Raw genomic sequence first — 24,752 nt, 5'->3', positions numbered from 1 at the left:
CACCCACATTGAGTAAACAATCGAGTTGGCGATAGGATCCGGTGGTTCCGGCCCATATTTAGGAAAATGTGTAGGTTAACGGTGGGTTAGCTGTATTTGAGGGAATCTCACTATCCCTCAAGCCCACTCTCATTCGCGTGATATGCGGTAATTGTATCCACATTGGAAACGCTCAGACGCCTCAATCGGCTCTACTCCAATCGCTGGACGTCCCCATCTGTCTATCATCGAAACGCGGAACAGTCCGGCAGTTTCAAGACACAGATTTTAAGGGACCAAGACCATGACCAATGTTGCAAAAACACTTCTCGCTACTGTCGCTCTGACTGCTGCTCTGGCATCGCCTGTTCTGGCGAACTCGCAGTTGGCTGCCTCCATCGGCATCCCTGCCGACGTTGCCCAGACGCTGACCCAGGGCGAGATCGCCACAATCGGCGCGATCATCAACGACGACGAGAACCACATCAACTCCTACGCCGACTTCGCACGCTAAGAGCCGGTTTCCCTGTCGAGGCGCGGATGACCGCTTGCCTCCGGACCCCAAGATTTAAGGATTAAGACCATGACCAATGTTGCAAAAACACTTCTCGCTACCGTTGCTCTGACTGCTGCTCTGGCATCGCCTGTTCTGGCGAACAACTCGCAGCTGGCTGCTTCCATCGGCATCCCTGCCGACGTTGCCCAGACGCTGACCCAGGGCGAGATCGCCACAATCGGCGCGATCATCAACGACGACGAGAACCACATCAACTCCTACGCCGACTTCGCACGCTAAGGCGGTCGGTAGTAGGTTTGTAGAGAGACCCGGCGCAACGTCCCGTGCGTTGGGTCTCTCGATCCTCTCCATTGCGGCGAGGGAGCTGAACCAGGATCGGGACATCACGATAGAAAAAGGCCCCGCAGCGATGCGGGGCCTTTTCAATTTGTGCAGTGGGGATCGGACCGCGATTAAGCGGCGATCAGGCCCATCGCCTCCAGCTTGAGCAGGATCTGGTGCGCGCAGTAATCCACGTCCAGCCCCTCGGTATCCACGACCAGTTCAGCATTTTCCGGCGCCTCGTAAGGGTCGGAGATGCCTGTGAATTCCTTGATCTTGCCTTCGCGAGCCAGCTTGTACAGGCCCTTGCGATCGCGGCGCTCGCATTCCTCAAGCGAGGTTGCCACGTGAACCTCAACGAAAGCGCCGAAGCTTTCGATGTCTTCACGCACGGCGCGGCGGGTTGTGGTGTAGGGTGCGATTGGCGCGCAGATCGCGATGCCACCGTTTTTGGTGATCTCGGATGCGACATAGCCGATGCGACGGATGTTGAGATCGCGGTGCTCCTTGGAGAAGCCCAGCTCGCTCGACAGGTTTTTGCGGACCAGATCGCCGTCCAGCAATGTCACAGGGCGGCCGCCCATTTCCATCAGCTTGACCAGCAACGCATTTGCGATGGTGGATTTGCCCGAACCGGACAGGCCGGTCAGGAATACGGTGAAGCCTTGCTTGGAACGAGCAGGTTTCGTGCGGCGCAGTTCCTCAACTACCTCGGGGAAGGAGAACCATTCGGGGATCTCCAGTCCTTCCTGAAGGCGGCGGCGCAGTTCGGTGCCGGAGATGTTCAGGACCGATGCGCCCTCGGGGACCTCGTTCACTGGCATATATTCGGCGCGATCCTCAACCCAGACCATATGTTTGAAATCGACCATTTCGATGCCGATTTCTTCCTGATGCTCAGTGAACAGGGTTTGTGCGTCATAAGGGCCGTAGAAGTCCTCACCGGCGGAGTTTTTGCCTGGTCCGGCATGGTCGCGACCAACGATGAAGTGGGTGCAGCCGTGGTTTTTACGGATCAGGCCGTGCCAGACAGCCTCACGCGGGCCGGCCATACGCATGGCAAGGTTCAGCAAGCTGAGTGAGGTTGTGGCCTGTGGATACTTGTCCAGAACAGCCTCGTAGCAGCGCACGCGGGTGAAGTGGTCGATATCGCCTGGCTTGGTCAAACCAACGATCGGGTGGATCAGCAGGTTGGCCTGTGCTTCCTTTGCCGCGCGAAACGTCAGTTCCTGATGGGCTCGGTGCAGGGGGTTGCGGGTTTGGAACGCAACGATACGGCGCCAGCCCATTTTGCGGAAATAGGCCCGCAGCTCGTTCGGCGTATCGCGGCGTGCGCGGTAATCGTAATGGACCGGCTGCTGGATACCCGTGATCGGGCCACCCAGATAGACGGGGCCAGCATGGTTGTGCAGGTAGTTTACAGCAGGGTGGGCCGTGTCATCCGCGCCAAAGACCTTCTCGGCCTCAAGGGATTTGTTCGGAGTCCACTTGTCGGTGACGGACAGGATCGCGAGGATAACGCCCTCGGCGTCGCGCAATGCGATGTCCTGGCCTTCCTCGACTTTGCCCGCGAAGGCTTCGGAAATGTCGAGAGTGATCGGCATTGGCCACAGCGAGCCATCTGCAAGGCGCATGTTTTCAACAACGCCGTCATAGTCTTCCTCGGTCAGGAAGCCCTTGAGCGGGTTGAACCCGCCATTCATCAGCAATTCCAGATCGCAGACTTGGCGTGGTGTCAGATCCCAGGAGAGGAGCTCCCCGGCCTCGACACGCAATTTTGCGGCGCTTTCGTTGGAAACATAGAGCTCTGGAATCGGAGCGTGTGGTTGCGGCTGCATCGTGGCCTCGCAATGTGATTATACGGTAAAACTCGCGGCTATTTGCAGCTAATTGCCACAAAACGCAATAGTGTTGCGGTACAAGCTGCTATGCGCAGTAGTTCTAAGGGACGGCTTTCTGGGTTGTGACGCCAGATAGAAAAAATCGCCCACGCGATAACCGTAGGGCAGATTACTTGCCTGAATAATTCTTGGATATGATGCTAACAATCACTCGATCCGTGCTCTCTTTTAAGGTCTAACGGGGCAAAATATCCTAAGCCATTTGTCCGGAGCCGCTCGAATGACCCTTCCTTACCCGCTGACCTGTTTCAAGGCCTATGATGTGCGTGGTCGCCTAGGCGACACATTGGATGCGGATATTGCCCGTGCCATCGGGCGTGGTTTTGCAGCGGCCCGTATGCCGAAATCCGTGGTGATCGGGCGCGATGCGCGTGAAAGCTCGGCTGATCTGGCGCAAGCCTTGGCCGAAGGGCTGATCGCGGGCGGTGTGGAGGTGCTGGATATCGGGCTGTGCGGCACCGAGGAGGTTTATTTCGCCACCGATCATTTGGAGGCGGATGGCGGGCTGTGCGTGACGGCCTCGCACAACCCTATCGATTATAACGGGATCAAGCTGGTGCAAGCGGGCGCGCGCCCGTTAACCCCTGCGGAATTGGGTGCGGTGCGTGAGGCATCTGAAACCACGCATTCCGATGCGCAAACACCAGGCACGCTGCGCACCGCCGATCCGCGTGCCGCATATGTGGAGCGTGTGTTGAGCTTTGTTCAGCCAAAGGCGCTGTCCCCGCTGAAGGTGTTGGTCAATGCGGGTAATGGCGCGGCGGGTCCGACGCTGGACGCGATTATTGCGGCGCTGACCACGGCCGGCGCGCCGATTGAATGGGTGCGGATGCACCACGAGCCGGATCATACCTTTCCCAACGGTATCCCCAATCCATTGCTGGAGAAAAACCAACCTGTGACCAGCGAGGCGGTTTTGGCCAATGGCTGCGATCTGGGGCTGGCATGGGATGGTGATTTCGACCGCTGCTTCTTCTTTGACGGCGATGGCCGCTTTGTGCCGGGTGAATACATGGTTGGCCTGCTGGGCGCGGCCTTTCTGGAGCGGAACCCCGGCTCAAAAATCGTGCATGATCCGCGGGTGACGTGGAACACTATCGATCTGGTTACGGCATCGGGCGGGCAGCCGGTGCAAGCGCAGACGGGGCATGCTTTCGTCAAGGCGGTGATGCGCGAACATGATGCGGTTTATGGTGGTGAGATGTCGGCCCACCATTATTTCCGCGACTTCATGTATTGCGACAGCGGCATGATACCTGCGCTGTTGGTAATTGCGCATATGTCGGCCACGGGGCGCAGCCTGTCCGATCTGGTTGCGGCACGGCGCGCGGCGTTCCCATCCTCGGGCGAGATCAATTTCGAGGTGGATAATGCCGATGCCGCCACTGCGCGGGTGATGGCGGTTTTTGCGGGAGCCGAGGAACGGCGGGACGATACAGACGGGATCAGCCTCGAATTTCCGCAATGGCGCTTTAACCTGCGCCGGTCCAACACCGAACCATTGTTGCGGCTGAATGTGGAAACGCGCGGCGATGCTGATTTGCTGGCCGCGCGCGTTGCTGAGTTGGAGGTGCTGATCCGAGGGTAACCCAGATCAGGGCCGCCTATATTAGTCTAGGACTGAAATGCCGATGAACGAGATATCCAGCACCTGACCCGTATTCAGCGGGTCGGGCAGGAAGCCGAGATAGTCATCCTTACCGTTCACGATTTCTGAAACCCTGTAGCGCAATTCCAGACGCTCGTAGCTGGTGCCCAGATCAAATCGCCGCCAGCCACTATTTCCAACGTCGTTTGTCGAATATGCTAAGTCGATCTGGCCTGGTGCGTTGAGGCGGGCCAGAACTTCGACGACAATTATATTGTCGCTTGCAGCCAACTCGATTTCGGTTGGTAGCTTCAGGGAGATACCCTCTGTCAGGCCGAAGGAGGCTGCGCCCTCAACATTGCCGGATAGCTGGGCAGAGCCGTCGGACAGCTGATGCTCAACCGTGAAGCCGTCAGGCGCAGTGAAGATCTCTGCATCAACTGTGCTGAAATCATAGGTGACGTCCTGCAATGTTGTTTCAGCAGGTGCAGGTTCAACGGCAGGCTCGACGGTTTCCTCGGGTGCCGGTTCCGTCTCGACCACGGGTGCTGGCTCAACTTCTACTACGGGGGCGGGCTCTGCCTCGATTTCGGGCTGGCCGGGCAGGCTCAGGACCATGCCCACACTCAGGCGGTTGCAATCCCCGTTGAGCAGTTCGCTGTTTGCGGCACACAGTTCGGACCATGCTGTTCCATTACCCAAATGTGTTTGCGCAATTGAGTAGAGCGAGTCGCCCGACTGTACAGTAACAGTTTGGCCAATTGCGGCCTGTGCCATCAACACAGAACCTGCAAGGCAGGTCGACATAAGGTGAAAACGCATGCTGGGATCCTCTCATACTATTCGCATTCTATCTATCGGCTGTTCACCGCACTGCAAGCGGATTGGCACCACGCGGTGTTCCTGCCTAGAAAGCCAAGGCGATGCGTGCATGTGCAATGCAACATTTCGGCGGAAAACAGCCGATGTAAAGCGCGGTTTCGGGAGGATATCCGGCGCGCGCCCTATGGTCCCGCGTGTGGAGCGTCTGATACGCTATTTAGTCATTTTCATGCAGAATGCCCCTGCCGCAAACGGTATACCCTGATAAAAGCGCTATATGTCGTCTTGTTCCATTACCCTTCATACGCCTGATATTCATGCGGCCCCCGCAGGTTGGGCGGATTTGTACCCGCCTACGGTGCCTGACCAACGACGTTTGGCCAGCCTGGGGCTGATTGATCTGGGGGATCGGGTACGCCTATTTGCACCGCGCTATCTGTCTGCGGATAACTTCCTTGCCAAATTGCGGATCGAGCGGGGTGGCGCACAGGTGGCGGCGCTGGCCTTGGGGCGATTGCCTGGTGGGTTCACTCTTGATCTGCCTGCCGGTGAGGCCGCGGTTCGACTGATCTGGGGTGAGGCTGACCTGACATTGACACCGCGCGTGCCCGTCACCGCGTTAAAGGGGCAGCGCACCCTGATGGCGTTTGTGGATATTGCGACTCCTGGGCAGATTGCGGACTGGGCGCGCTATCACCACCGCACGCAGGGGGCGCAGGCCGCATGCCTGATTCTACGCAATCATCCAGATATGTCACGTGACATGGGCGCAATCGGCGCAGCATTGCAGGATACCGGTCTGTCAAATGCGCTACTGGTGCAGATCAACGCGGCTATCGGTGCGTTGTCGTCGCCACCGCGCTATTCCCAGTTCTATGCGCCGGATGGACCCGGTAAAGCGATGCGTGAATATGAAGAAGACCTTTATCATGCGCCTTTGGATGAGATCGGCTTGTTTGAAGTCCTGCGGCAGAGCGTATTGGCGGGGGTTCGCAGTCTACTATCATGTGAAATCGCGGACCTGATGACTCCTCCTGCGGTCGGTTCACCTAGCATATTTGAGCATGCTGAGCATTCGGAGACCTATCTGCGGTTCAGGGGCACGCCGATCTACCCGTGGCAACGGCGCAGGCCTGAGGAACCCGCAAGTCACGCTGACCATGGGTGTAAGAGTTTTGACGGTGGCGGGGCTTCGTCTGTTTGGTCTGTGGCGCCGGATGGCTCGTTGCGCGACACGGCATTCCGGCCATTTCGCATTGGAACCGCTGATCCCGATCCGATCAGTGCTACTGTCGGGTTTCAGCGTTGCATGGCCGTGATGTACCCCAACGAGTCGGCCGCGGCGTTGGCGCCTAAATCCAGCTTGGTGCCGGATAGTGATCTAGCGCAATTTATGGATGACCATTTCGGTCAGCCACCGACATTGCCGGATCTGGTGGAGCCGGATCCGGTTCCCGCCGTTGATCCCACCACACGGCGGGTGATGATCGTGACTACGATGAAGAATGAAGGCCCGTTTATTCTGGAGTGGCTCGCCTATCATCGGGCCATAGGTGTTACAGATTTTCTGATCTACACGAATGACTGCACTGATGGCACGGACACGATGTTCGAGCTATTGCAGGCGCGGGGGCTGGTTGAGCATCGCGAAAACCCTTTCCGTAATACGGATCTGAAGCCACAACATGCAGCCCTGCAAGATGCTGAAACGACGGATATGGCGGCGCGGGCTGATTGGATGATCTGCATGGATGTGGATGAGTTTATGCATATCCATGTGGGGGATGGCACCTTAGACGCGCTATTCGGGGCGGTGCCCGATGCGACCCTGATCTCTCTAACATGGCGGTTGTTTGGCAATGCTGGCGTTGATGGCTACGAGGACCGCTTTATCACCGAGCAATTCACACGCTGTGCCCCAGAATTCATTCGCAAACCGCATCAGGCATGGGGCATCAAGACGCTGTTTCGCCGCTTGGGCCATTACAAAAAATTCGGCGTGCATCGTCCAAAGGGACTAAAGCCTGAGTATATCGATGTGATCAACTGGGTGAATGGGTCTGGCCAGCAGATGCCGAAATCGATGTTACGCACGGGTTGGCGCTCCACCACGGAGAGTTATGGCTATGATCTAGTGACGCTTAACCATTACTCGCTGCGATCAGCCGAAAGTTATCTGGTGAAGCGTGACAGGGGCCGTGTGAACCATGTCGATCGGGATCAGGGGCTGAACTACTGGTTTCGTATGAACAACAACGCCGAGGAAGATCGGCGGATGTTAGATCGAATTCCGATGATTCAAGCGGAGTTTGACAAGCTGATATCCTACCCCGAAATCGCGGCGCAGCATAACGCCAGCGTAGAGGCCCATCGCACGCGCATAGCCGAGCTGCGCCTGAGGCCGGATTACGAGGCGCTGCACGCCGAAATCACCGGCTCGCGGCTCAACAAACTATCGCGGTTGCACGTGCTGTTTGGAAAGCAGGTTTTCATGGATGGACCTGATAGCGTGCCTAACGGATTTGAGGATCGGGTACCTAATATCAAAAAAACCTGAGAGGGTGCTTGGTAATTCAGGGTATCATTTGAAATACTGAGAGGCATACTGGGCCTCTAACTTATGTAAGGTTTCCCCCCGCTTTGATCCGATTGCTTACACCCGAATTACCACCGCAAGAAGATTGGCTTGGTTATCTCAAGGCAAATTACGATTCCGGAGTTTTTGCCAATTTTGGGCCAAATGTACGCGCACTGGCTGATGAAATGTCAGAGGTATTGGGGGGCGCGCGACAGGTTTGCATGACCTCGTCCGCAACGTCAGGATTGAGTGCTGTTCTGATGGCGCTTGGCATACGAGGGACGGTGGCAGTCCCTTCTTTTACCTTTCCTGCGACAGCCAGCGCGGTGTTTCAGGCCGGCGCCATGCCCGTTGGGATTGAGGCAAATCCGCAAAGCTGGGAAATGGATCCGACTGCATTGCGTGCACGATTAGGCGCGGGTGATATCGAGGCCGTGGTTCATGTGCGCTCGTTTGGCTATTGTCGTAACCTTGATGTGATTGAGGATATTTGCGCCGAACATAATATACCGCTGATCGTGGATGCTGCTGCTGCCTTTGGCGGGGCGGAACCAGATGGGCAGCTTGTAGGGCATCGCGGGGTTGCTGAAGTGGTTTCGCTACATGCAACGAAACCATTCGCTGCGGGCGAAGGTGGTGCCGTCTTGGCGTCACCGGAATTGATTTCCGAAGTCAAAAACGCAATCAACTTCGCCTTACAGGGCGGCCTTGCGGGGGATCGCTGGGGCCTGAACGGCAAGATGAGTGAGTTTTCGGCTGCCGTCGGCCGCGCCGCGCTGGTTCGGTTACCTGACGTGATTGAGTTTCGTAGAGCGCAGGCGGATTACTGGCTAACCTTGCTGCAGGACCTTGACGGTGTGGCGGTGCCTCAGGGGCATGGGGCACCACCTTGGCAACTATTCGCATGTCGTATGCTTGGGCGTGATGCCAGCGCCATCCGTGCGACATTGGCCGACAATGGTGTGGAGAGCCGCGTCTATTACAGTCCTACTGTGGCGTCCCGTTGGTCCGAAACGCCACCCCGCATGGCTGAGGTAATGTCGCGCGATATGCTCTCTTTACCTATGGGGCGGCATTTGTCACGTGACGATCAGCGATATGTGGCCGAGTTGTTGAGCCAGATTTTGGCGAAAACTCCGAGCGTAGTTAATGAGTAATAAGAACCCGTTCAACGCAGGATATTTTGAAACCGATGAGCTACGTGAAATGGGCTTCGCACAGGTCGGGGATCACGTTCGCATTGCGCGTGGGTGCAACATTGTCGGGTTGGAGCATATTTCGCTAGGTGCGCATGTTCGCATCGATTTTGCGACCACGATTGTTGCCAGTGCAGCAGGGGTTCGCATCGGGAGTTATGTTCACATAGGCGCCTATTGCTATCTATCGGCCGGCGCTGGCCTGATAATCGGTAATTTCGTCAATTTATCGCAGCGTGTGTCTATATATACAGCCAGCGACACTTATCAGGGCGGGTGTTTTACGAACCCCACTGTTCCCGCCGAATATACGCGGGTGACTCGTGCGCCAGTACATCTGAAGGATCACGTGTTGCTAGGCAGTAGTACAGTTGTTCTGCCAGGTGTTACGATTGGTATCGGCGTTTCTGTGGGGGCACTGTCGCTGATCCGCGAGGATCTGGAGCCGTGGACGATCCATGCTGGGATACCCGCCCAATTTCGAGGTGAACGGATGCAGATTGATCCCGATAACAGCATTGCCAACACCCTGCTGGGTGAGGGAGGGGCTTGATGAACTTCGAATCATTGAGTGGTTTCACTTGCCCGGAAACAGCCCGTGGCGTTGCAGTTTGTCATATGGGTATGCCCAAGACGGGGTCGAGCGCGCTACAGACACATTTCAAAGCCAATTCTGAATATTTGATCGGGCAGGGGCTGGCATTTCCCTTTCGCGAGGCTGATGCTGTACGAATGCAACGCGGGATTATGTTGGGTAATGCGCCTTTGCTTGCTGATTATCCGCGGCCGCGGCGGTTTCGTCGGGGGTATCGTGCTGTTCTGGATGGTTTGCTCGGCGCAGCCTGCCCGCATGTTTTGCTGAGCAGTGAAATGCTCTGGTATAGTTCGCAGGATGCTCTGACGAAGGTGGCCGTGTATATTCGCAGCTATGGCCTGCATCCTGTTGCTGTGATTTATCTACGCCCGCAAACGGCCTATTTGCCTGCTATCTGGTTCACAGACTTACTGTATGCGGGTGAGAGCCGCAGTCTTGATGATTATGTTGCTGAACAGATCAAAAATGAATCTATCTACTACTCTACACAGCTAAAGAAAATCTCAAAAGCCTTCGGTCGAGATTCTGTCCACGTACGGCTTTACGATTCCGGCGCCCTGTACGGCGCGCGCACGGAGACAGATTTCGCGGCATATCTGAACGTCGTATTGGACTCAAAACAGGCTGTGCCATCCGGTCAGGGCGCAAACTCGACACCTGATCACGATACAATCGAGGCATTACGAGCGCTGCCAACACATAAACGGCTGCGCAAATACGCGCAGCTAACCAGCCAATCGGCCAAGTTCAAAAAGGGTCGTGGCCCGCGATTATCAGGTGAATTGCACCACGCAGTAGCGCAGATCGTTGCACAGGATAATGCCGCGCTTAGCCGTGAATATCTGCCGGATACGCCGCTGTTTTGCCCTGTGGTGTGATCCGAATAATGTATATTCCTCACTTGCCATGATCCAAATCAGATATAAAGACAGTCCGATCACGCTATACAGGGACGCGCCATGACAAACCCCAAGCTTACTTTACCAAGTCAGACGGATTTTGAGCTTCTGCGTGAGGGATATGCCGATCATATGGCTAAATGCGCAGAGCTTCTGGAGGCATTGCCCCCACGAAAACGTATGCGTCGGACGAATGCCGGTTTCCATCATGACGCCTCTGCTGTTGCTGGGTTTCTAGCTACCGCTGATACGAAAGCGCCGCGTCTTCTGGAAGTCGGTGTTTGGAAGGGAGCGACGCTGAGTTACTCGCTTCAAACCGCTGGTGAGCAAGCGCAAGCAACGGGCCTCGATATTTTCCAGTTCCGGCATCAGGATACCGAGGCACTGCACGTTATTGCCTCGCAGGGGATGAGGGATCGTGTGAAGCTGCATAAAAGTCCTTCTCAAGACATTCCGCGCGCGATCTTAAAGCAAGGGCCGGTTTTTGATGTCGTGCATATTGATGGGTCGCATCAATATGACGATGCCGTGCGTGATATCCTGATTTACTCCAATTTTTGTAAGCCAGGTGGCTGGGTGATTATTGATGATTACCTCGACGAAGAATTCTCACCTGAAGTCCGGCCTGCCGTCGATTTTTTGTGCGAACTTGGTTTTATCACTAGCGTCAATCGCGGTGTCATTGATGGATTTTCTAATTTTTGCATTCAAAAAACCCAAAGTGGTCGGTTGTGACACACCCTGTCGTTGATGTTGTTATCGCCAGCTATAATCACGCACCCTATGTGCAGGAAGCAATCGACAGTGTTTTAGCGAACACGGTTCCACTGCATCTATGGGTGGTTGATGATGGGTCTATCGACGGTAGTAGGGATTTGTTGGCTGGCCTTAATGATCCGCGCGTGACCGTTGCCATGAACTCTGAAAATATCGGGGCAGGGGAAACGTTCAATCGTGGGGCGCGCATGGGAGGTGCACCGTTTATAGCAATTTGCAACTCCGACGATATTTGGCATCCCGAAAAGCTGTCTCGCCAGCTCAAGGTGATTGGAGGGTCGAAAGCGCAGGATAAAATCGCCTATACATTAGCCGAATATGTCGGCCCTGATGGTGGCCCAGTGCCCAAGGATTTGCCCGTGTATCGCAGCGGCACCTTTTTAGACGTCGATTGGGACCGATATCGGTGGCTAAACCAACTAATGATGCGAGGGAATAGGTTGTGCACCCCTTCGGCGCTTATCCCGCGTGTAGTTTGGGAGCGGGTCGGCGGGTACAATAATTCCTTCCGGCACCTTCCCGATATGGATCTGTGGACGCGTCTTTTCCAATATGCTGATCCCGTGATCCTGTCAGAGCAGTTGATCAAGTTTCGATTTCATGGCGGGAATACTAGCTCACTCAGTGGGCAGACACGGTTTCAGCGGCGGTGCAAAAAACGGGCGATGGAGTGGGAGAAACACTACATTTTGCGTCGTTTCGTGGCTGAGGCAAGTGATGACATATTCGCACGGGTTTTCTTGGGCGATACCTACCAGCCGGATGTCGGTATGTTACTGCAGAAATTCGAGTTTTTGATTGGCCTAGAAAGTCCATCTGCGGCCCAGATCGCAATGGATCACGTCATGGATGTGCTGACCAAACACGGTGATCAGCCTGATTTTACGGCATTAGATTTTCAGAAAATTTGCAATTTGCGATCTTTGAATTCTTGATAAAAAGTTACCTTCAAAATGCTAATCGCATACCGAGGGTGATCTGCTCCCCATTGAAGTGGTCCCAGAAAATCGGACAGTTGGCTAAGGTGTATCCCAAACCTTTGAAGGGATACGAACATGGCGAAGCGCCGGAACTTTACAGATCAGTTTAAGGCCAAGGTGGCGTTGGAAGCGCTGCGCGGCGACAAGACCGTGCAAGAGATCGCAGCGAAGCACCAGCTGCACCCCAAAGTGAATCGTCCTGGGTTTGTCGGAGACCATCAACTTAAGTAAGGATGATGGTTATGATGAAAAGCAAAATGGCAAATCGCTACTCGCCTGAGGTCCGCGCACGTGCGGTCCGAATGGTGTTTGAGCATCAAGGTTCATACGAAACGCAGGCGGGCGCGATTGCGGCCACCGCCACTTTCGCCTTGAATACCGGGCTGTGATTCCGGCGTGGTCGTCTTGCCATGGTCTTCTCCTCGCTCGCAGCATCATGCTGCTGTTGCGCGGAAAATCCACTTATCCCGGCTGTTCAGATTTCCGGAACCACTTCTATCTGTGCTGATGAAAAGTTAATTTTTTCTATCAAGATTTTTTATAGATGCCAACAATTGACCTAACCTCCGAGGCTCCCTCATTAATAAGGAGAGTCTGCGGGTCTGGTTTCATATTCTTCGGCGCGCTTGTTGCTGACCTGCTCCTCTGAAAGGTCAGCAATTTTGGGTTAGTCTGCTCCTATGGGTAATCCCCCCATTTTACTTAAGTTGAGGGTTTCCGACAAACTCGGGGCGATTCAATTGGAAAATCCCTGTCGCTTTCGAACGCAAGGTGGCCTAAACGAGTACTTGGGGCGGCACGAAAGCGTGACAGCTCCGCACCGACCTAGACTAAAAAGCCTCACCGACTCCAAATTTAGAATGGCATAAGCTGACAACGAAAGCCGCAACTAATCCAAGAGGCTGTCCCCCAGACACTTAGCGAGCCAGATATGAGCGAAAATATATACACCGTCGTTTCCACTATGAAAAACGAAGGTCCATACATTATCGATTGGGTCGCTCACTATAAAACTCTTGGCTTTGATAACATTCTGGTTTGCACGAACGATTGCACGGATACGACCGTAGGCATTCTGCTGAGACTGCAAGAGATGGGTCTTGTAGTACACCACCCAACAATTATTCGCGGTGGTGGCATTCATAGATCAGCACTGCGGCAGGCCTCGCGCCGCTATGACATAGTAATGGGCGCCAAGTGGGTGTTCGTTTGTGATGTGGACGAATACCTAAACATCCACATGGGGGACGGGTCTGTTCAGGCACTGGTCGATGGCTCTGGCGCTGATGCAGACGTTATTTCTGTACCGTGGCGTGTCTTTGGGCCGAATGGGACGGAAACATTTAAGGATACGCCCGTCACCGCTCAATTCGACCGCGGGGAGCTGCCTTGGGATCAAATCGAGCGTCCAGACACAGGCAAATTTGTTAAATCCATGTACACCAATCAGTACAAGTTCCAGAGGATGGGCCTGCACGCCCCCGTATCCTTGGACGAGCACGTGCCAACCACCAAGCGGGTTTTGGCTGGGGGCGCAGATTACATTGTGAACGGCGATCGCACCGAGAACCCGCCGCTTTTCACACATGCCCAAGTGAACCACTACGCCTTGCGATCAATGGACAGCTTCCTGATCAAACGGGCACGCGGCCGCGCGAACCATTCGCACCACGTTCTGGGGCAGGAATATTGGGATCGGTTCAACCTCAACGACGAGGTAGACACGTCGATTTCACAGTATTCCCAGCGATCGCACGCCCTAGCCGCAGAGCTAAAGACGGATCCTGCTCTGGCAAATCTGCACGCCCGCGCAGTCGATTGGCATCAGCGCAAGGCAGCGTCGATCAAATTGGATCCTGACATGAGCGAACTGGTAGACGCCCTAAAGGCTGACGTGAACAGCACGAGTCCCCCCTAAGAGCCTGCCTCGAAAGTCTGTTATACCTCGCAGTACTGGACCTGTCGCGTTTTAGTGCCGCCCCAAGTGCTCGCTTAGGCCACCTTGCGTTCGAAGGCGACAGGGCTTTTCCAGCCCAATGCTGAGTGGCGTCGTCGTGGATTATAGAACCCGTTGATGTATTCAAAGACCGCCATCTCAGCCTGTCTGCGGGTGTTCCAGCTGTCTCGCCATATCAGCTCTGCCTTGATGGTTTTGAAGAACGTTTCAACAGCGGCGTTGAAGCTCCTATATTCGTCAAGCGGCGATTTGAGCTGATTTGGGGACGCAAAGCTGGCTGTAGATTTCGCGAACGATGTAGCGCTTTAAGCAACGAATAATCTCGCTTTTACTCTTTCCATCTTGTGTGCGTTTTCTGACGTAGGCGAGGGTCAGTTCGTGGCTTCGCATTCTGACAATGGCGACGCGATATAAGGCGGCGTTGGCCTGTCGATTGCCGCCTCGGTTCAGCCGGAAGCGATGTGTTTTGCCACTGGATGCAGGAATCGGGCAAACTCCGCAGAGCTTGGCGAAGGCCGCCTCTGAACGGATGCGTGTTGGGTCGTCGCCAACGAGGATCAGCATCTCCGCGATCGTCAGTGTCGCAATGCCATGAGACACCATCAGCTCTGGTGCGCGCTCGGTGACAAGCCGTTCCAGTTCCTTATCGTGTGCGGTGATCTCTTCATGCAGCCATAGCCAACGGCGTGCTAATGCCCGCATGGCCGCTTTTGCGGACGCTAATGTATTGTCGATGTCACCGGGCCTGAAGGCCGCAATATGCCGGATCAGTGCGACTTTTCCTCGGATCTGATCCAATACGTCACGCAGATCGGCTGGCGCATTTATGATCAGCGTCTTCAGGGTGACCATCGCCTGCGAGCGTGATTTGACAGCTGTATCGCGTGCGATCTTCAAATGCCGGATCATCTCTGACGATCCTGTCTGTAATTTTGGGACCGCTGTTGCTAGACCTGACAGGACGGATCGTGCGGCCCCCTCCGCATCCAGGCTATCCGTCTTGCCTTGCGTGTATCGCAGGTGCCGATTTGGCCGTGTGACCTCGACGACAGTGTGACCTTGAGCCAACAAAGACCGCGAAAGGCCTGCGCCGTATGATCCCGTCCCTTCGATCCCAAATGCAAGAACCGTCCCTAGAGATCGTGACCAGCGCTCCAGTTCCGAATACCCTTTCGGATTGGTCGGAATGGACAACGCCGCCAAACGGATGCCTTTCGTATCGATCGCAACAGCGACGTGGCTGTCCTTGTGTGTGTCGATGCCAATTATGATTGGATGTGTGGTCTTCATGGGGCCCTCATTGCTCGAGACATGCCCAGGCACCGATCCGAGCGGACAGGACTGTGAAGGTACGCTGACCGTCACGCTCCTATGAGGTCACATCTCGCCCGTTGCCGGGGCGACTTGACGGTCGACACGTCAACGCAATGACACGAGGTCAATCGTAACATGGGTCAGGCCATCAAGCCGCAATACCATACTCACAGTCGTAACAATTGCCCTTGCCGCTCATTGAGACCTTGAACCCATGTTGGCGCAGGATTTTCTGATAGTCGTGCGAACAATACTGGCTGCCACGATCAGTATGATGGATGCAGCCCTTGGGTGGTGTCCTGAAGGCTATGGCCATCGTTAGCACCCGGATCGCAAGATCACGCTTCATCCGATTACTGACTGCCCAGCCGATCACTCGCCGAGAATGTAAATCCAAGATCACAGCCAGATAAAGCCAGCCCTCACGCGTCCAGATATACGTGATATCACCAGCCCATTTCTGGTTTGGCTGATCTGCTGAGAAGTTACGATCCAGCAGGTTCGGGGAGATGTTGAATTTGTGATTACTGTCCGTCGTGGCCTTGTGTTTGCGGGTCCTGACAACGGATATACCGTTCTGCCGCATCAATCTTCCCACACGCCGGTGCCCGACATTTAGACCAATCTCCTTCAACTCTTCGGTCATTCTTGGTCTGCCATAGCTCCCCAAACCGAGACGCGACTGTTCCTTGATGTGGGCCAATGTCACCAGATCAGATCGCTGTCTGCGACTGGCAGGGCGGCTGCGGAATGCACGTAAACCACGCGCACTCACGTCCATAACCTTACACAGGCGTTCTGTTGGAAATTGATTTCGGTGTTCTTCAATGAACTTAAACCTCACGGCTTTTGGCTCGCAAAGAACACCGTGGCCTTTTTTAAGATTTCCCTTTCCTCCTTCAGAATGCGGTTCTCACGTCGAAGCCGGTCATTTTCTTGAGCGAGGCTCATATCCTCTTTTGACACCACATCGGTGTCTCGATGCGTTGTGATCCATTTGTTCAGCGTCGACATGCCAACGCCAAGATCATCAGCCACCTGTTTGCGTGTAAGCCCGCTGGTCAGCGCAATACGTACCGCATCCTGGCGGAATTCGTATGTCCGTTTCAGTCCCATAATAAGTCTCCTTTGGTGCAGTAAATGCTATCAAAGGAGCGGCATCAAAACGCGACAGGTCCATTTCGAAGCGGGCTCTAACAACACGGCCCTAGGGTGGCTGGCGCAATTTGCGTTCCGCAGCCGCCTCAGCCGCGCTGCCATACATCCGCTCTCCAGCAGACAACCCGTCATGGATGGAGGCTGTAACCGCGCTTGCCGTGGGCGATTGCCATTCGGCCTGCGCATTCAACACATCGGCCGCGATCAGTTGCGTGCGCAATTGATCAAAATCCAATTCGCAAATGCCGCGGTTATCTGCCCGCTCCAAGCGCCAGTGCAGCTTAGTGATCGCATTGATATAGGTCACCGGCTCATCGTTGATGGCTGTGATCTGATTCTTGATCAGCATAGGAACCTCTGGCCGCCGCTGGATCACGACAACGCGCTGCCCCGCCCGTTTGACCAAGCCGTAAAAATGCTGCGCCGATCCCTCTGAAAAAACCAAAACCTCGGCTTGGCGATAGGTTTCTGCCTGCTGCGCTAGGCTATGCGCTTCGGGTGCAAATATCTCAAACCCGTCTCGGCGCAGGAACTCCTCCAGCTGCTGCTCGCAGGCCATACGTCCATAGTGCGGGCCAAGGTTGGTGCGCGTGATGTATAGCTTACGACCTACCACCACGTCTGGGGCTGGCGGCAGGCGGGCGGCCAACCATTCCCGAAATGCAGGTGCGGCGTGGCCCTCATAGCTTTCACCAAACAGGCTGGGGCAGGTATACGCTTGGGCCAAATGCATGTTACCCTGCACAACGACCGGCATGTTTTCGATACCAAGCCAGCCCAACAACGTCCGCAATGCGGGCAACACCTTGCGAGGTCGAAACTTGCTAACATACAGCAAGCGGGTTTCTTTCGGCAGCTTATCGCAAGCCCAAAGCCTCCCCAGTGATTGCAGAATAGCAAAGCCAAACTGGTCATGGGCCAAACCAGCATAAAGTGCGGGCTCCTCAAGCACAGCGCCGCCCTCGCCCCGCATTTCCGGTCTTAAACCGTCTATATGCGGCGCCATTGGCAGCGTTGTCACAGATCCGGAACGATCCCGGCAAAACCGCGCAGCCCGCCCCTGCTGATCATAGATATCGAAGTACCGCTGCATGCGTTTGGGCTTTGGTCCGAATACAAGTTCAGCAGGCCCAAGATCATCAATGATAGGGTCTGGAAATAGCATTGAAACCTCAAAAGCATGTTGGGAAGGTAATCCCCCCTTTTTAATGGGATTGACCTGACTGTGAATCGCCCCAGTTTCATCGGAGACCTGTAGCTTCATTTCACGCGACCATATCGAACACGTCGCGCTGTGCATAGAAGTTCTCTTCTGCCTCGGCTGGCGGGATATTCCCAATGGGCCCAAGCAGGCGGCGATTGTTGAACCAGTCGACCCAGCCGAGAGTGGCCATTTCCAGATCCTGCATGTTGCGCCACGGGCCCTGACGATGAACCAGCTCGGTTTTGTAGAGACCGTTTATAGTTTCAGCGAGGGCGTTGTCGTAGGAATTTCCGACACTGCCGCCCGATGGTTCAATGCCTGCTTCGGCCAAACGTTCAGTATAGCGAATGGACAAATATTGCCCGCCGCGGTCGGAATGGTGGATCAATCCGCTTTCCTGAACAGGTCGGCGATCATGCAGGGCCTGCTCCAAAGCATCGAGAACGAAGTCAGTTTTGGCAGACCGTGAGACCCGCCAGCCCACGATACGGTCGGCGAATGTGTCGATGACGAAAGCCACACAAACAAAGCCCTGCCATGTCGACACGTAGGTAAAGTCGCTGACCCACAGCAGGTTCGGTTCAGGGGCCCGGAATGTGCGGTTCACCTTGTCGCGCGGACAGGGTGCTGACGTGTCAGGGATCGTTGTTTTGACTACCTTGCCCCGCACAGACCCACGGATGCCGATCTGTTTCATCAGCCGCTCAACCGTGCAACGCGCCAGATCAAAGCCCTCCCGCTTCAGCTGATGCCATGCCTTACGGACCCCGTAGACCTGGTAATTCCCAGCCCAGACCCGTTTGATTTCTGGACGCAGCTCCGTGTCGCGCTGATGCCGCGTCGAAGCTCTGGATGGATCCGCACGACACGCGAGGCGGTGATAGAATGCTGACGGCGCGATCGGCAGCACACTGCAGATCGACCCGACACCGTAAACGCTGCGCTGATCTTCCCCTCTCGGGACATTGCTGCGCAATGCCCTGCCGGGCAGTGAATGAAGGCGATCATCGCTTCAGTGGGCGGTCGCGTTCCGCCTGCGCAAAATATGCTGACGCCTTGCGGAGAATTTCATTCGCTTGGCGTAGCTCACGGTTTTCCCGTTCCAGCGTCTTGATCCGGTCCCGTTCATCAGTGGTCACGCCATCCCGCATGCCGCTGTCCTTCTCGGCCTGTTTGACCCATCCGCTCAAGGTCTGGAGAATACAACCGATCTTCCCCTCTCATGGTTTGCAGGCAAACCACTGCGGGGCAACGGGGTGCAATGGCCGCGATCGCGCCCGCCTGCGTTTCGTATTAGCCTTGATGCTCAAACACCATTCGGACCGCACGCGCGCGGACCTCAGGCGAGTAGCGATTTGCCATTTTGCTTTTCGTCATAACCATCATCCTTACTTAAGTTGATAGTCTCCGACAAACCCGGGACGATTCAGAGCCGGCAAAACCGCGACGGCGCGATTGTGGGCTTATGGCCGTGATGAACGTCCTTGGGGCAGCGACGTCCCACCCGCCAGCTGGTATCAGTTCTAGCCGGATCGCAAAGGGCAGCACCCCAAGCATCATCTCGCAAAATATCGGGGCTGGATGCACGCGGACGGCTATGCCAGGTTCGAAGATCTCTATCGTTCCGGTGACATCCGCGAGGTCGCCTGCATGGCCCACGTCAGGCGCAAGTTCGTCGATATCCATCGCGCTCAAGGTTCCGCCATCGCTGACGAGGCCATCGGGCGCATCGCGCAACTGTATGCGGTCGAGAAAGAAGCCCGTGGATCGCCACCAAAGCTCCGTGTTGAACTCCGGCAGACGAAGGCAAAACAGATCTTCGACGATCTTGAACTCTGGCTGCACACCCAACTGCCTAGTATCTCGGGCAAATCGCCGCTGGCTGGTACAATCCGCTATGCCCTGACGCGCATGGCACGGCTGCGTCCCTACCTCGATCACGGCATTCTGGAACTGGACAACAACACCGCAGAACGGGCCATGCGCTCAGTCGCCATCGGGCGCAAAAATTATCTGTTCGTTGGATCACAAACCGGCGGCAAAGCTGCCGCTATCGCCTACACCCTGATCGAAACCGCCAAGCTGAACGGCGTTGACCCACAAGCATGGCTCGCAGATACGCTCGCCCGCATTCCAGACTACAAGATCAATCGTGTCGATGATCTGCTGCCATGGAAAACCACACCGTAGGGCAGTCAGACCGGACGCTTACGATCTAGGGGCGTTGCAGGCAAAAGCTGATTGGGTCGAGGTTTCGAAAATCGTATGGAGAAGGTGCGTTCGCGATTTGAAGATTGCTACGCTGAGGCTAATGAATGCGTTCACAAGGGCATTCGCGGCAATTCAAAGCCAATTTTGGAACTTGAGAGTACAAAAAAGGTGACCCATTAGGCCCGAACATGGAGTCGGGCTGATCGTGGATGTCACTCTATATCCTTAGCTAATTTAACCGTGCGCGCAGTTGCCGGAAAAACCGGTCGTCGCGCGTCGATAGCACATGGTCGGCTACGCGTAGAGCCAAGGCCTCGTGGTTTCGTTCCAGTGCCAGATTGGCCAGCTCACGCTGATAGCGTGGAAACTCACGTCGGGCCCGCAACAATTCGCGGAAGGTGGCAGGCGTGAGGTTGCCCTCTACGGCTTGATAGACCACATCCTTTAGCACCCCCATTTGATTGAGCGAGGAGCCGAGGCGGTGGCCCAAGAGGGGACAACGCCATCGGGTAACGTTCTGCCCCTCAAACCGTGCCGCATGGGCCGCATCAGCCTTTACATAGGGATCGTAGAGCAAATTGACCGAAGCCGCCGACTGACTGGAAAAAGCCGCGTCGCCATATGGGCCGCTGAAATCCTGACCCCAAGCGACCTTGTAGCGGGCCTCCCAGGGTACAATGGTTTTATCTAATGTGGATTGGGGGCTGATCGCGACGACATGCGCGCCGGGGCAGGCGGCGGAGAATGCGGCTGCCCCGTACCCGCCCATTGAGGCGCCGTAAAAGACAACTCTCGAAAACGCCCTGAAAAAACCGCTCTCGCGCAATTCAGAAAAGGTATCACTGACGAATGGATCGCGGAACCATGTCCACCCACCGGCCATAACGCCAAGCGCAGACCAGCCTTGCTGTTCGATGAAAGACCATCCCCAGGGCCTGCGGTCGTCCCGCTTTTCCATGGCGATATCGAGGTTATCAAAGGTCACGACCAGCGTGTCACCTCGGGGTACATGCAAGAAGGAATGGTTTTCACCCTCACGAAACCACCCCTTAGGCCCGGCCAGATCAGTGGCAATGCTGGCCCAGCTATTCTTGTTGGAGGTATCCTGTTTTGGAACGGTTCGCGCCACTGTGCTGGACGGTTCGGCGGACAGGACGACGCGGAACTGCTGGCGCCCGTCAACTTGCCCCTCGGACACGGTATTGGCGTTGCCACGCGCCCGCAGGAAGGGGAACGCGCCTGAGCCTTTGCGGATGTCGAGGATCAGGCGGCTGCCGACCAGTAGTGCTTTGTTGAGCATGGGGTCTAGTGCCGCAATTTTGTGGTGTACCCCGAACCCGTTCAATGTGGCGATAACATCTTGAGGTGTTACATCGGCCAAATCTTGCACAATGCGCAATCGAGCGGCCGGAACACCTGCCGCGCGCAAGCTATCATACCATGCCTTTGCAGATGGTGAGATTCGGTCGGGGAATGTCCCGCCAGCCACCATATCAAAGCAGTTCAAATCGCAGTCGAACCTATGGAATAGTGCTAAGCATAAGCTCGGCGCAGTGCCCCCCACATCTGCCATTTGTGTGACATCATCCAAATCCAGCGCGGCGATTACGGTGCTGAAATCTTCGGCCTGATTTATGGATGCTGAGGCTGCCGTGATTGCGGTGCCCTGTACTTGGTTCGCATCATATCGCAGGCGCCCCCGTTCAACGATGGGGGACGCTGCTGGGTCGATGCCCTCGGCACGGCACAGCATGTCAAGGAAGGAATGTACCGGAGCCAGCCCGTTATGCTGTCCGCCAAGTGCGCGTTTGTTCGAGGCCCACAGGTGCAGTGCGGTGGTACGCTTTGTCAGTTTGCGCCACACTGTTTCGGGGGGCTTTAGGAAGTCGCTCTTGTCGCGGAAATGTACGGGGTAGAATGCATCCTGCGGATGGGCCTGATCCGTGACACCATGCTGCTTGGCAAAATGCGTGATCGCCATTGGGCCCCACACGCCCCAAGGCATCTTGGACACGTGTACAGGTGTTCCCTGTGTGCGGGCCTCGCGGTATTCCTCGCGCAGGCGGCGTGGTAGAAAATCAGGGATCGGTTCGCGATCTGACATGAACTTCAGCAGCGAACGTTGCAGATCTGATCCGGGGGCCAGACCTAGCACGGCATTATTGATCCGCGAGGGGCTTTCTAGGCCGAAAACATGCCCTGCGGGATAATCAGGCGGGGCCACGCAATACACATCTGTATCCACCCAAAGGACGTTTGGGCGGCGATCGGTTAACACGATCCGAAAATAATCTGCGAACAGCGCAAAGCTGTCCTTCTTTTCGTATTTGATGAAATCGTCTGTATCGATGATCTCGCGACCGTCGCGCAGCTCGACCCCCTCGGGAACACCCTGAACGTCCTGATAGGCGTATAGGGTGATGCCGTGCCCGCGAGTTACAAAGGAGCGCAGGCAAAGCTGTTCCAGCCAACTAAGCTGCCCGCCGATCCAAAGGGTCGCAATCTGGCGTGGGGCTATCATTCGTTGTCCTGGTCCCGTTTGTTTTGTCGTTCATGCGTGTGGTGTAACAGCCGTACACACGCATGAACCACTGGCAAGGTATATCTAGCTGGCCATGCGACGGGCGGGGTCGGATGCCTCAACCGGAACCAGTGCGCGTACCAGATCGCGCATATGCAGCAGGCCGACTTGCTGGCCGTTCTCCATCACGCGGTAGTTCAGGTTTGTGTCGCCCTCGGACATGGCGATAACCCGCTCCAGGTTCGAATTGGCATCGACATCACCGGCGATATTGGTTCCCGGATCGGTCGTGACTTCCATCACCGAACGCACGCGCAGAACGCGGGCGCGGTTAATATCGGCGATAAAGTCCATGATGTAGGGGTCATTTGGCTGTAGCAGGATTTCCTGCGGCTCACCCTGCTGTACGATCGCGCCATCCTTGAGGATAACAAGGTGATCGGCCAGCTTCAGCGCCTCGTCCAGGTCATGGGTGATGAACACGATGGTCTTGTGCAATTCGCGCTGCAATTCCAACAGCAGGTCTTGCATATCGGTGCGGATCAGCGGATCGAGCGCGGAAAACGCCTCGTCCATCAGCATGATCTCACTGTCCGAGGCCAGCGCGCGGGCAATGCCCACACGTTGCTGCATACCGCCCGATAGCTGGTTGGGGTAATGCTCTTCGTAGCCAGCCAAGCCGACCCGTTCGAGCCATTTCTGGCCCTCTTTATCCGCCGCCTTGCCGCTTTCGCCGCGCACACGGCGCGCCATGCCGGCGTTTTCCAGAACGGTGCGGTGCGGGAACAGCGCGAATTTCTGGAACACCATCGACATGGTGTTCTGGCGCAAAGCATCCAGCTTGGTCGCGTCATAGGCCAGAACGTCCTCACCATTGACGATAATCTCGCCTGCGGTGGGTTCGATCAGGCGGTTCAGGTGGCGGATCAGCGTGGATTTACCCGAACCGGACAGACCCATGATGACCGTAATCTCACCGGCCTGCATATCGACATTGATGTTTTGCAGGCCCAGCACGTGGCCGTGCTGTTCCAGCAATTCAGGCTTGCCCAATCCGGCCCGAACATGTGTCAGCGCAGCGGCTGGATCGGTTCCGAAAATCTTGAACAGGTTCCGGATCGAGACCTTGATGTTGTTTTGATCTGTCATGGTTTTACTGCTCGCTCGAATTGATACGGCCTAGCGCCGCCTTGGTGGCGCGGTCCAGCAGAACTGCCAGCAGCACGATGCAGAAACCGGCAACCAGACCAACGCCCAGTTCCAGATTGTTAATGCCACGCAGAACCAATCGGCCCAGACCCGGTGCAGAAACCAGCGAGGCGATCACAACCATGGCGAGGCTCATCATAATGGTCTGGTTGATACCGGCCATAATGTTGGGCAGCGCCAGCGGGATTTGCACGCCGGTCAGCTTTTGCCAATTGGACATGCCGAATGCGTCTGCCGCCTCGATCACGTCCTTATCGACCAGACGAATGCCCAGATCGGTCAGGCGGATCACCGGCACAATCGCGTAGAGGATGATCGCAATGCCATAGAGCTTGCTCTCCGTGACCGAGAACAGAAAGATCAGCGGGATCAGGTAAACAAAGGTCGGCAGCGTTTGCAGCATGTCCAGAATCGGAATGCTGATGCGTTGCAGCGTATTACTTTTCGACATGGCGATACCTATCGGCACGCCCAGAACGACACAGAAGATCGTACAGACGAAGATGATCGACAGCGTCTGGATCGCCTCGTCGTAGTGATTGATCATGGCCATAAACAGGAACGAGAACGTCACCAGCGCCAATACGCTGACCGAACGTGCTGCAAACCATGTCAGCGCCATCAGCAGCGGGATCATGATGAACCACGGCGTTGCCTCGAACCCGCTGAGCGAGGCATCCAGCAGCCAGCCCAGTGGCTCTGTCAACGGATCGAGCACCAGACGCAGGCCGTCCTTGATGCCCAGAAACCCTTGCTCGACCATTTCGGTCACGTCGCGTGTGCGCGGGATCGCCTCGCAGGACTGATGCAACGTGTCCAGCGACGGAAACGGGGTGTCCATTAGCGGGGTTGCGGGATCTTCGCCATCAGCACCGCCACCATTCGCGCGGGCCAGTAATTCGGCCATGGTCAGGGGGCCACCGCCACCGGCATCTGCTTCTCCGCACCAGTCTGTGAGACCGAGTGTCTCTATCAATCCGTCGTAGAAGGCCATGTTCCGTCCGTTCTGTCCGCTGCGTACTGGG

18 protein-coding genes, 5 pseudogenes and 1 other annotated feature are annotated in these 24,752 nt (G+C 55.8%); of the genes and pseudogenes, 13 read left to right on the top strand and 10 right to left on the bottom strand.

Annotated features, from left to right (window positions below; genetic code table 11):
* Positions 1 to 283 precede the first annotated feature (283 nt).
* Both CR254_RS16760 and CR254_RS16755 read left to right on the top strand, forming a co-directional pair.
* Complete coding sequence (locus CR254_RS16760) at positions 284 to 493, top strand: hypothetical protein (RefSeq protein ID WP_097932053.1); 210 nt, start codon at positions 284 to 286, stop codon at positions 491 to 493.
* 69 nt (positions 494 to 562) lie between these two features.
* Positions 563 to 775 (top strand): hypothetical protein, encoded by a 213-nt coding sequence (locus tag CR254_RS16755; protein WP_097928406.1) that lies wholly within the window; start codon positions 563 to 565, stop codon positions 773 to 775.
* A gap of 173 nt (positions 776 to 948) precedes the next feature.
* Here CR254_RS16755 and CR254_RS16750 read toward each other — a convergent pair whose 3' ends face one another.
* Positions 949 to 2,655: a bifunctional sulfate adenylyltransferase/adenylylsulfate kinase gene (locus tag CR254_RS16750; RefSeq protein ID WP_097932051.1), complete on the bottom strand. Its 1,707-nt coding sequence runs from the start codon at positions 2,653 to 2,655 to the stop codon at positions 949 to 951.
* Between the two features lie 283 nt (positions 2,656 to 2,938).
* Here CR254_RS16750 and CR254_RS16745 point away from each other — a divergent pair, with 283 nt between their 5' ends.
* Positions 2,939 to 4,306, top strand: a complete 1,368-nt coding sequence (locus tag CR254_RS16745; protein WP_097932049.1) for a phosphohexomutase domain-containing protein — start codon at positions 2,939 to 2,941, stop codon at positions 4,304 to 4,306.
* 21 nt (positions 4,307 to 4,327) lie between these two features.
* Here CR254_RS16745 and CR254_RS16740 read toward each other — a convergent pair whose 3' ends face one another.
* Positions 4,328 to 5,128: a LysM peptidoglycan-binding domain-containing protein gene (locus CR254_RS16740; protein WP_097932047.1), complete on the bottom strand. Its 801-nt coding sequence runs from the start codon at positions 5,126 to 5,128 to the stop codon at positions 4,328 to 4,330.
* Positions 5,129 to 5,405: 277 nt separating this feature from the next.
* Between CR254_RS16740 and CR254_RS16735 the strand changes: the two genes are divergently transcribed.
* The 9 genes and pseudogenes from CR254_RS16735 to CR254_RS16700 all read left to right on the top strand — a co-directional run bounded on the left by CR254_RS16735 (position 5,406) and on the right by CR254_RS16700 (position 14,071).
* Positions 5,406 to 7,685 (top strand): glycosyltransferase family 92 protein, encoded by a 2,280-nt coding sequence (locus CR254_RS16735; protein WP_097932045.1) that lies wholly within the window; start codon positions 5,406 to 5,408, stop codon positions 7,683 to 7,685.
* An 83-nt stretch (positions 7,686 to 7,768) separates the two neighbouring features.
* Complete coding sequence (locus CR254_RS16730) at positions 7,769 to 8,863, top strand: aminotransferase class I/II-fold pyridoxal phosphate-dependent enzyme (RefSeq protein WP_097932043.1); 1,095 nt, start codon at positions 7,769 to 7,771, stop codon at positions 8,861 to 8,863.
* Positions 8,856 to 9,455, top strand: a complete 600-nt coding sequence (locus CR254_RS16725) for an acyltransferase (RefSeq protein WP_180956055.1) — start codon at positions 8,856 to 8,858, stop codon at positions 9,453 to 9,455. Before CR254_RS16730 ends, CR254_RS16725 begins: the two co-directional genes overlap by 8 nt.
* 317 nt (positions 9,456 to 9,772) lie before the next feature.
* Complete coding sequence (locus CR254_RS16720; protein WP_145996770.1) at positions 9,773 to 10,375, top strand: hypothetical protein; 603 nt, start codon at positions 9,773 to 9,775, stop codon at positions 10,373 to 10,375.
* 81 nt (positions 10,376 to 10,456) lie between these two features.
* Positions 10,457 to 11,131: a class I SAM-dependent methyltransferase gene (locus CR254_RS16715; RefSeq protein ID WP_097932040.1), complete on the top strand. Its 675-nt coding sequence runs from the start codon at positions 10,457 to 10,459 to the stop codon at positions 11,129 to 11,131.
* A complete protein-coding gene (locus CR254_RS16710; RefSeq protein ID WP_180956054.1) occupies positions 11,128 to 12,108 on the top strand; it encodes a glycosyltransferase in 981 nt (326 codons plus the stop codon). Before CR254_RS16715 ends, CR254_RS16710 begins: the two co-directional genes overlap by 4 nt.
* Positions 12,109 to 12,228: 120 nt before the next feature.
* Positions 12,229 to 12,339, top strand: a pseudogene (locus tag CR254_RS16705) (transposase); the annotation flags it as partial.
* 56 nt (positions 12,340 to 12,395) lie between these two features.
* Positions 12,396 to 12,542, top strand: a complete 147-nt coding sequence (locus tag CR254_RS18105) for a hypothetical protein (RefSeq protein WP_180956057.1) — start codon at positions 12,396 to 12,398, stop codon at positions 12,540 to 12,542.
* 797 nt (positions 12,543 to 13,339) lie between these two features.
* Positions 13,340 to 14,071 (top strand): glycosyltransferase family 2 protein, encoded by a 732-nt coding sequence (locus tag CR254_RS16700; RefSeq protein ID WP_508619141.1) that lies wholly within the window; start codon positions 13,340 to 13,342, stop codon positions 14,069 to 14,071.
* Between the two features lie 74 nt (positions 14,072 to 14,145).
* On the opposite strand, the pseudogene CR254_RS16695 reads toward CR254_RS16700, so the two are convergent.
* The 5 genes and pseudogenes from CR254_RS16695 to CR254_RS16675 form a co-directional block, all read right to left on the bottom strand.
* A pseudogene (locus CR254_RS16695) lies at positions 14,146 to 14,331 on the bottom strand (IS3 family transposase); the annotation flags it as partial.
* A 16-nt stretch (positions 14,332 to 14,347) separates the two neighbouring features.
* Entirely contained in the window at positions 14,348 to 15,400 is a 1,053-nt protein-coding gene (locus CR254_RS16690; protein ID WP_097932030.1) for an IS110 family RNA-guided transposase, read from the bottom strand.
* Between the two features lie 196 nt (positions 15,401 to 15,596).
* Positions 15,597 to 16,540, bottom strand: a pseudogene (locus CR254_RS16685) (IS3 family transposase); the annotation flags it as partial.
* A gap of 91 nt (positions 16,541 to 16,631) precedes the next feature.
* Complete coding sequence (locus CR254_RS16680; protein ID WP_180956053.1) at positions 16,632 to 17,555, bottom strand: glycosyltransferase 61 family protein; 924 nt, start codon at positions 17,553 to 17,555, stop codon at positions 16,632 to 16,634.
* 292 nt (positions 17,556 to 17,847) lie between these two features.
* Positions 17,848 to 19,163, bottom strand: a pseudogene (locus CR254_RS16675) (IS3 family transposase).
* Positions 18,679 to 18,836 (bottom strand) — a sequence feature (AL1L pseudoknot). (Overlaps the previous pseudogene by 158 nt.)
* Before the next feature lie 57 nt (positions 19,164 to 19,220).
* Here CR254_RS16675 and tnpC point away from each other — a divergent pair.
* Positions 19,221 to 19,976 (top strand): annotated as a pseudogene (gene tnpC / locus CR254_RS16670) (IS66 family transposase); the annotation flags it as partial.
* Between the two features lie 250 nt (positions 19,977 to 20,226).
* Here tnpC and CR254_RS18100 read toward each other — a convergent pair.
* From CR254_RS18100 to CR254_RS16655, 3 genes are all read right to left on the bottom strand, one after another.
* Positions 20,227 to 22,518 carry a hypothetical protein gene (locus CR254_RS18100; protein ID WP_180956052.1) on the bottom strand — a complete coding sequence of 764 codons (2,292 nt, stop codon included), beginning with the start codon at positions 22,516 to 22,518 and terminating at the stop codon, positions 20,227 to 20,229.
* Positions 22,519 to 22,602: 84 nt separating this feature from the next.
* Positions 22,603 to 23,667 (bottom strand): quaternary amine ABC transporter ATP-binding protein, encoded by a 1,065-nt coding sequence (locus CR254_RS16660; protein ID WP_097932026.1) that lies wholly within the window; start codon positions 23,665 to 23,667, stop codon positions 22,603 to 22,605.
* A 4-nt stretch (positions 23,668 to 23,671) separates the two neighbouring features.
* Positions 23,672 to 24,721, bottom strand: coding sequence for an ABC transporter permease (locus CR254_RS16655; RefSeq protein WP_097932024.1), 1,050 nt, complete (start codon positions 24,719 to 24,721; stop codon positions 23,672 to 23,674).
* Positions 24,722 to 24,752 lie beyond the last annotated feature (31 nt).

It is taken from the genome of Pontivivens marinum (genome assembly GCF_900231835.1).
In the GTDB taxonomy this organism is placed as follows: domain Bacteria; phylum Pseudomonadota; class Alphaproteobacteria; order Rhodobacterales; family Rhodobacteraceae; genus Pontivivens; species Pontivivens marinum.
Note: the sequence above shows the minus strand (reverse complement) of the source record. Positions and strands in the feature narration are given on the sequence as shown.

What these genes read in the sequence shown, in the direction of transcription:
- CR254_RS16680 (WP_180956053.1), bottom strand. Translation starts at nt 17,555, where the DNA reads ATGCGGGGCGAGGGCGGCGCTGTGCTTGAGGAGCCCGCACTTTATGCT.
- CR254_RS16760 (WP_097932053.1), top strand. Translation starts at nt 284, where the DNA reads ATGACCAATGTTGCAAAAACACTTCTCGCTACTGTCGCTCTGACTGCT.
- CR254_RS16660 (WP_097932026.1), bottom strand. Translation starts at nt 23,667, where the DNA reads ATGACAGATCAAAACAACATCAAGGTCTCGATCCGGAACCTGTTCAAG.
- CR254_RS16755 (WP_097928406.1), top strand. Translation starts at nt 563, where the DNA reads ATGACCAATGTTGCAAAAACACTTCTCGCTACCGTTGCTCTGACTGCT.
- CR254_RS16700 (WP_508619141.1), top strand. Translation starts at nt 13,340, where the DNA reads ATGGGCGCCAAGTGGGTGTTCGTTTGTGATGTGGACGAATACCTAAAC.
- CR254_RS16725 (WP_180956055.1), top strand. Translation starts at nt 8,856, where the DNA reads ATGAGTAATAAGAACCCGTTCAACGCAGGATATTTTGAAACCGATGAG.
- CR254_RS16720 (WP_145996770.1), top strand. Translation starts at nt 9,773, where the DNA reads ATGCTCTGGTATAGTTCGCAGGATGCTCTGACGAAGGTGGCCGTGTAT.
- CR254_RS16735 (WP_097932045.1), top strand. Translation starts at nt 5,406, where the DNA reads ATGTCGTCTTGTTCCATTACCCTTCATACGCCTGATATTCATGCGGCC.
- CR254_RS16750 (WP_097932051.1), bottom strand. Translation starts at nt 2,655, where the DNA reads ATGCAGCCGCAACCACACGCTCCGATTCCAGAGCTCTATGTTTCCAAC.
- CR254_RS16655 (WP_097932024.1), bottom strand. Translation starts at nt 24,721, where the DNA reads ATGGCCTTCTACGACGGATTGATAGAGACACTCGGTCTCACAGACTGG.
- CR254_RS16715 (WP_097932040.1), top strand. Translation starts at nt 10,457, where the DNA reads ATGACAAACCCCAAGCTTACTTTACCAAGTCAGACGGATTTTGAGCTT.
- CR254_RS18105 (WP_180956057.1), top strand. Translation starts at nt 12,396, where the DNA reads ATGATGAAAAGCAAAATGGCAAATCGCTACTCGCCTGAGGTCCGCGCA.
- CR254_RS16745 (WP_097932049.1), top strand. Translation starts at nt 2,939, where the DNA reads ATGACCCTTCCTTACCCGCTGACCTGTTTCAAGGCCTATGATGTGCGT.
- CR254_RS16740 (WP_097932047.1), bottom strand. Translation starts at nt 5,128, where the DNA reads ATGCGTTTTCACCTTATGTCGACCTGCCTTGCAGGTTCTGTGTTGATG.
- CR254_RS18100 (WP_180956052.1), bottom strand. Translation starts at nt 22,518, where the DNA reads ATGATAGCCCCACGCCAGATTGCGACCCTTTGGATCGGCGGGCAGCTT.
- CR254_RS16690 (WP_097932030.1), bottom strand. Translation starts at nt 15,400, where the DNA reads ATGAAGACCACACATCCAATCATAATTGGCATCGACACACACAAGGAC.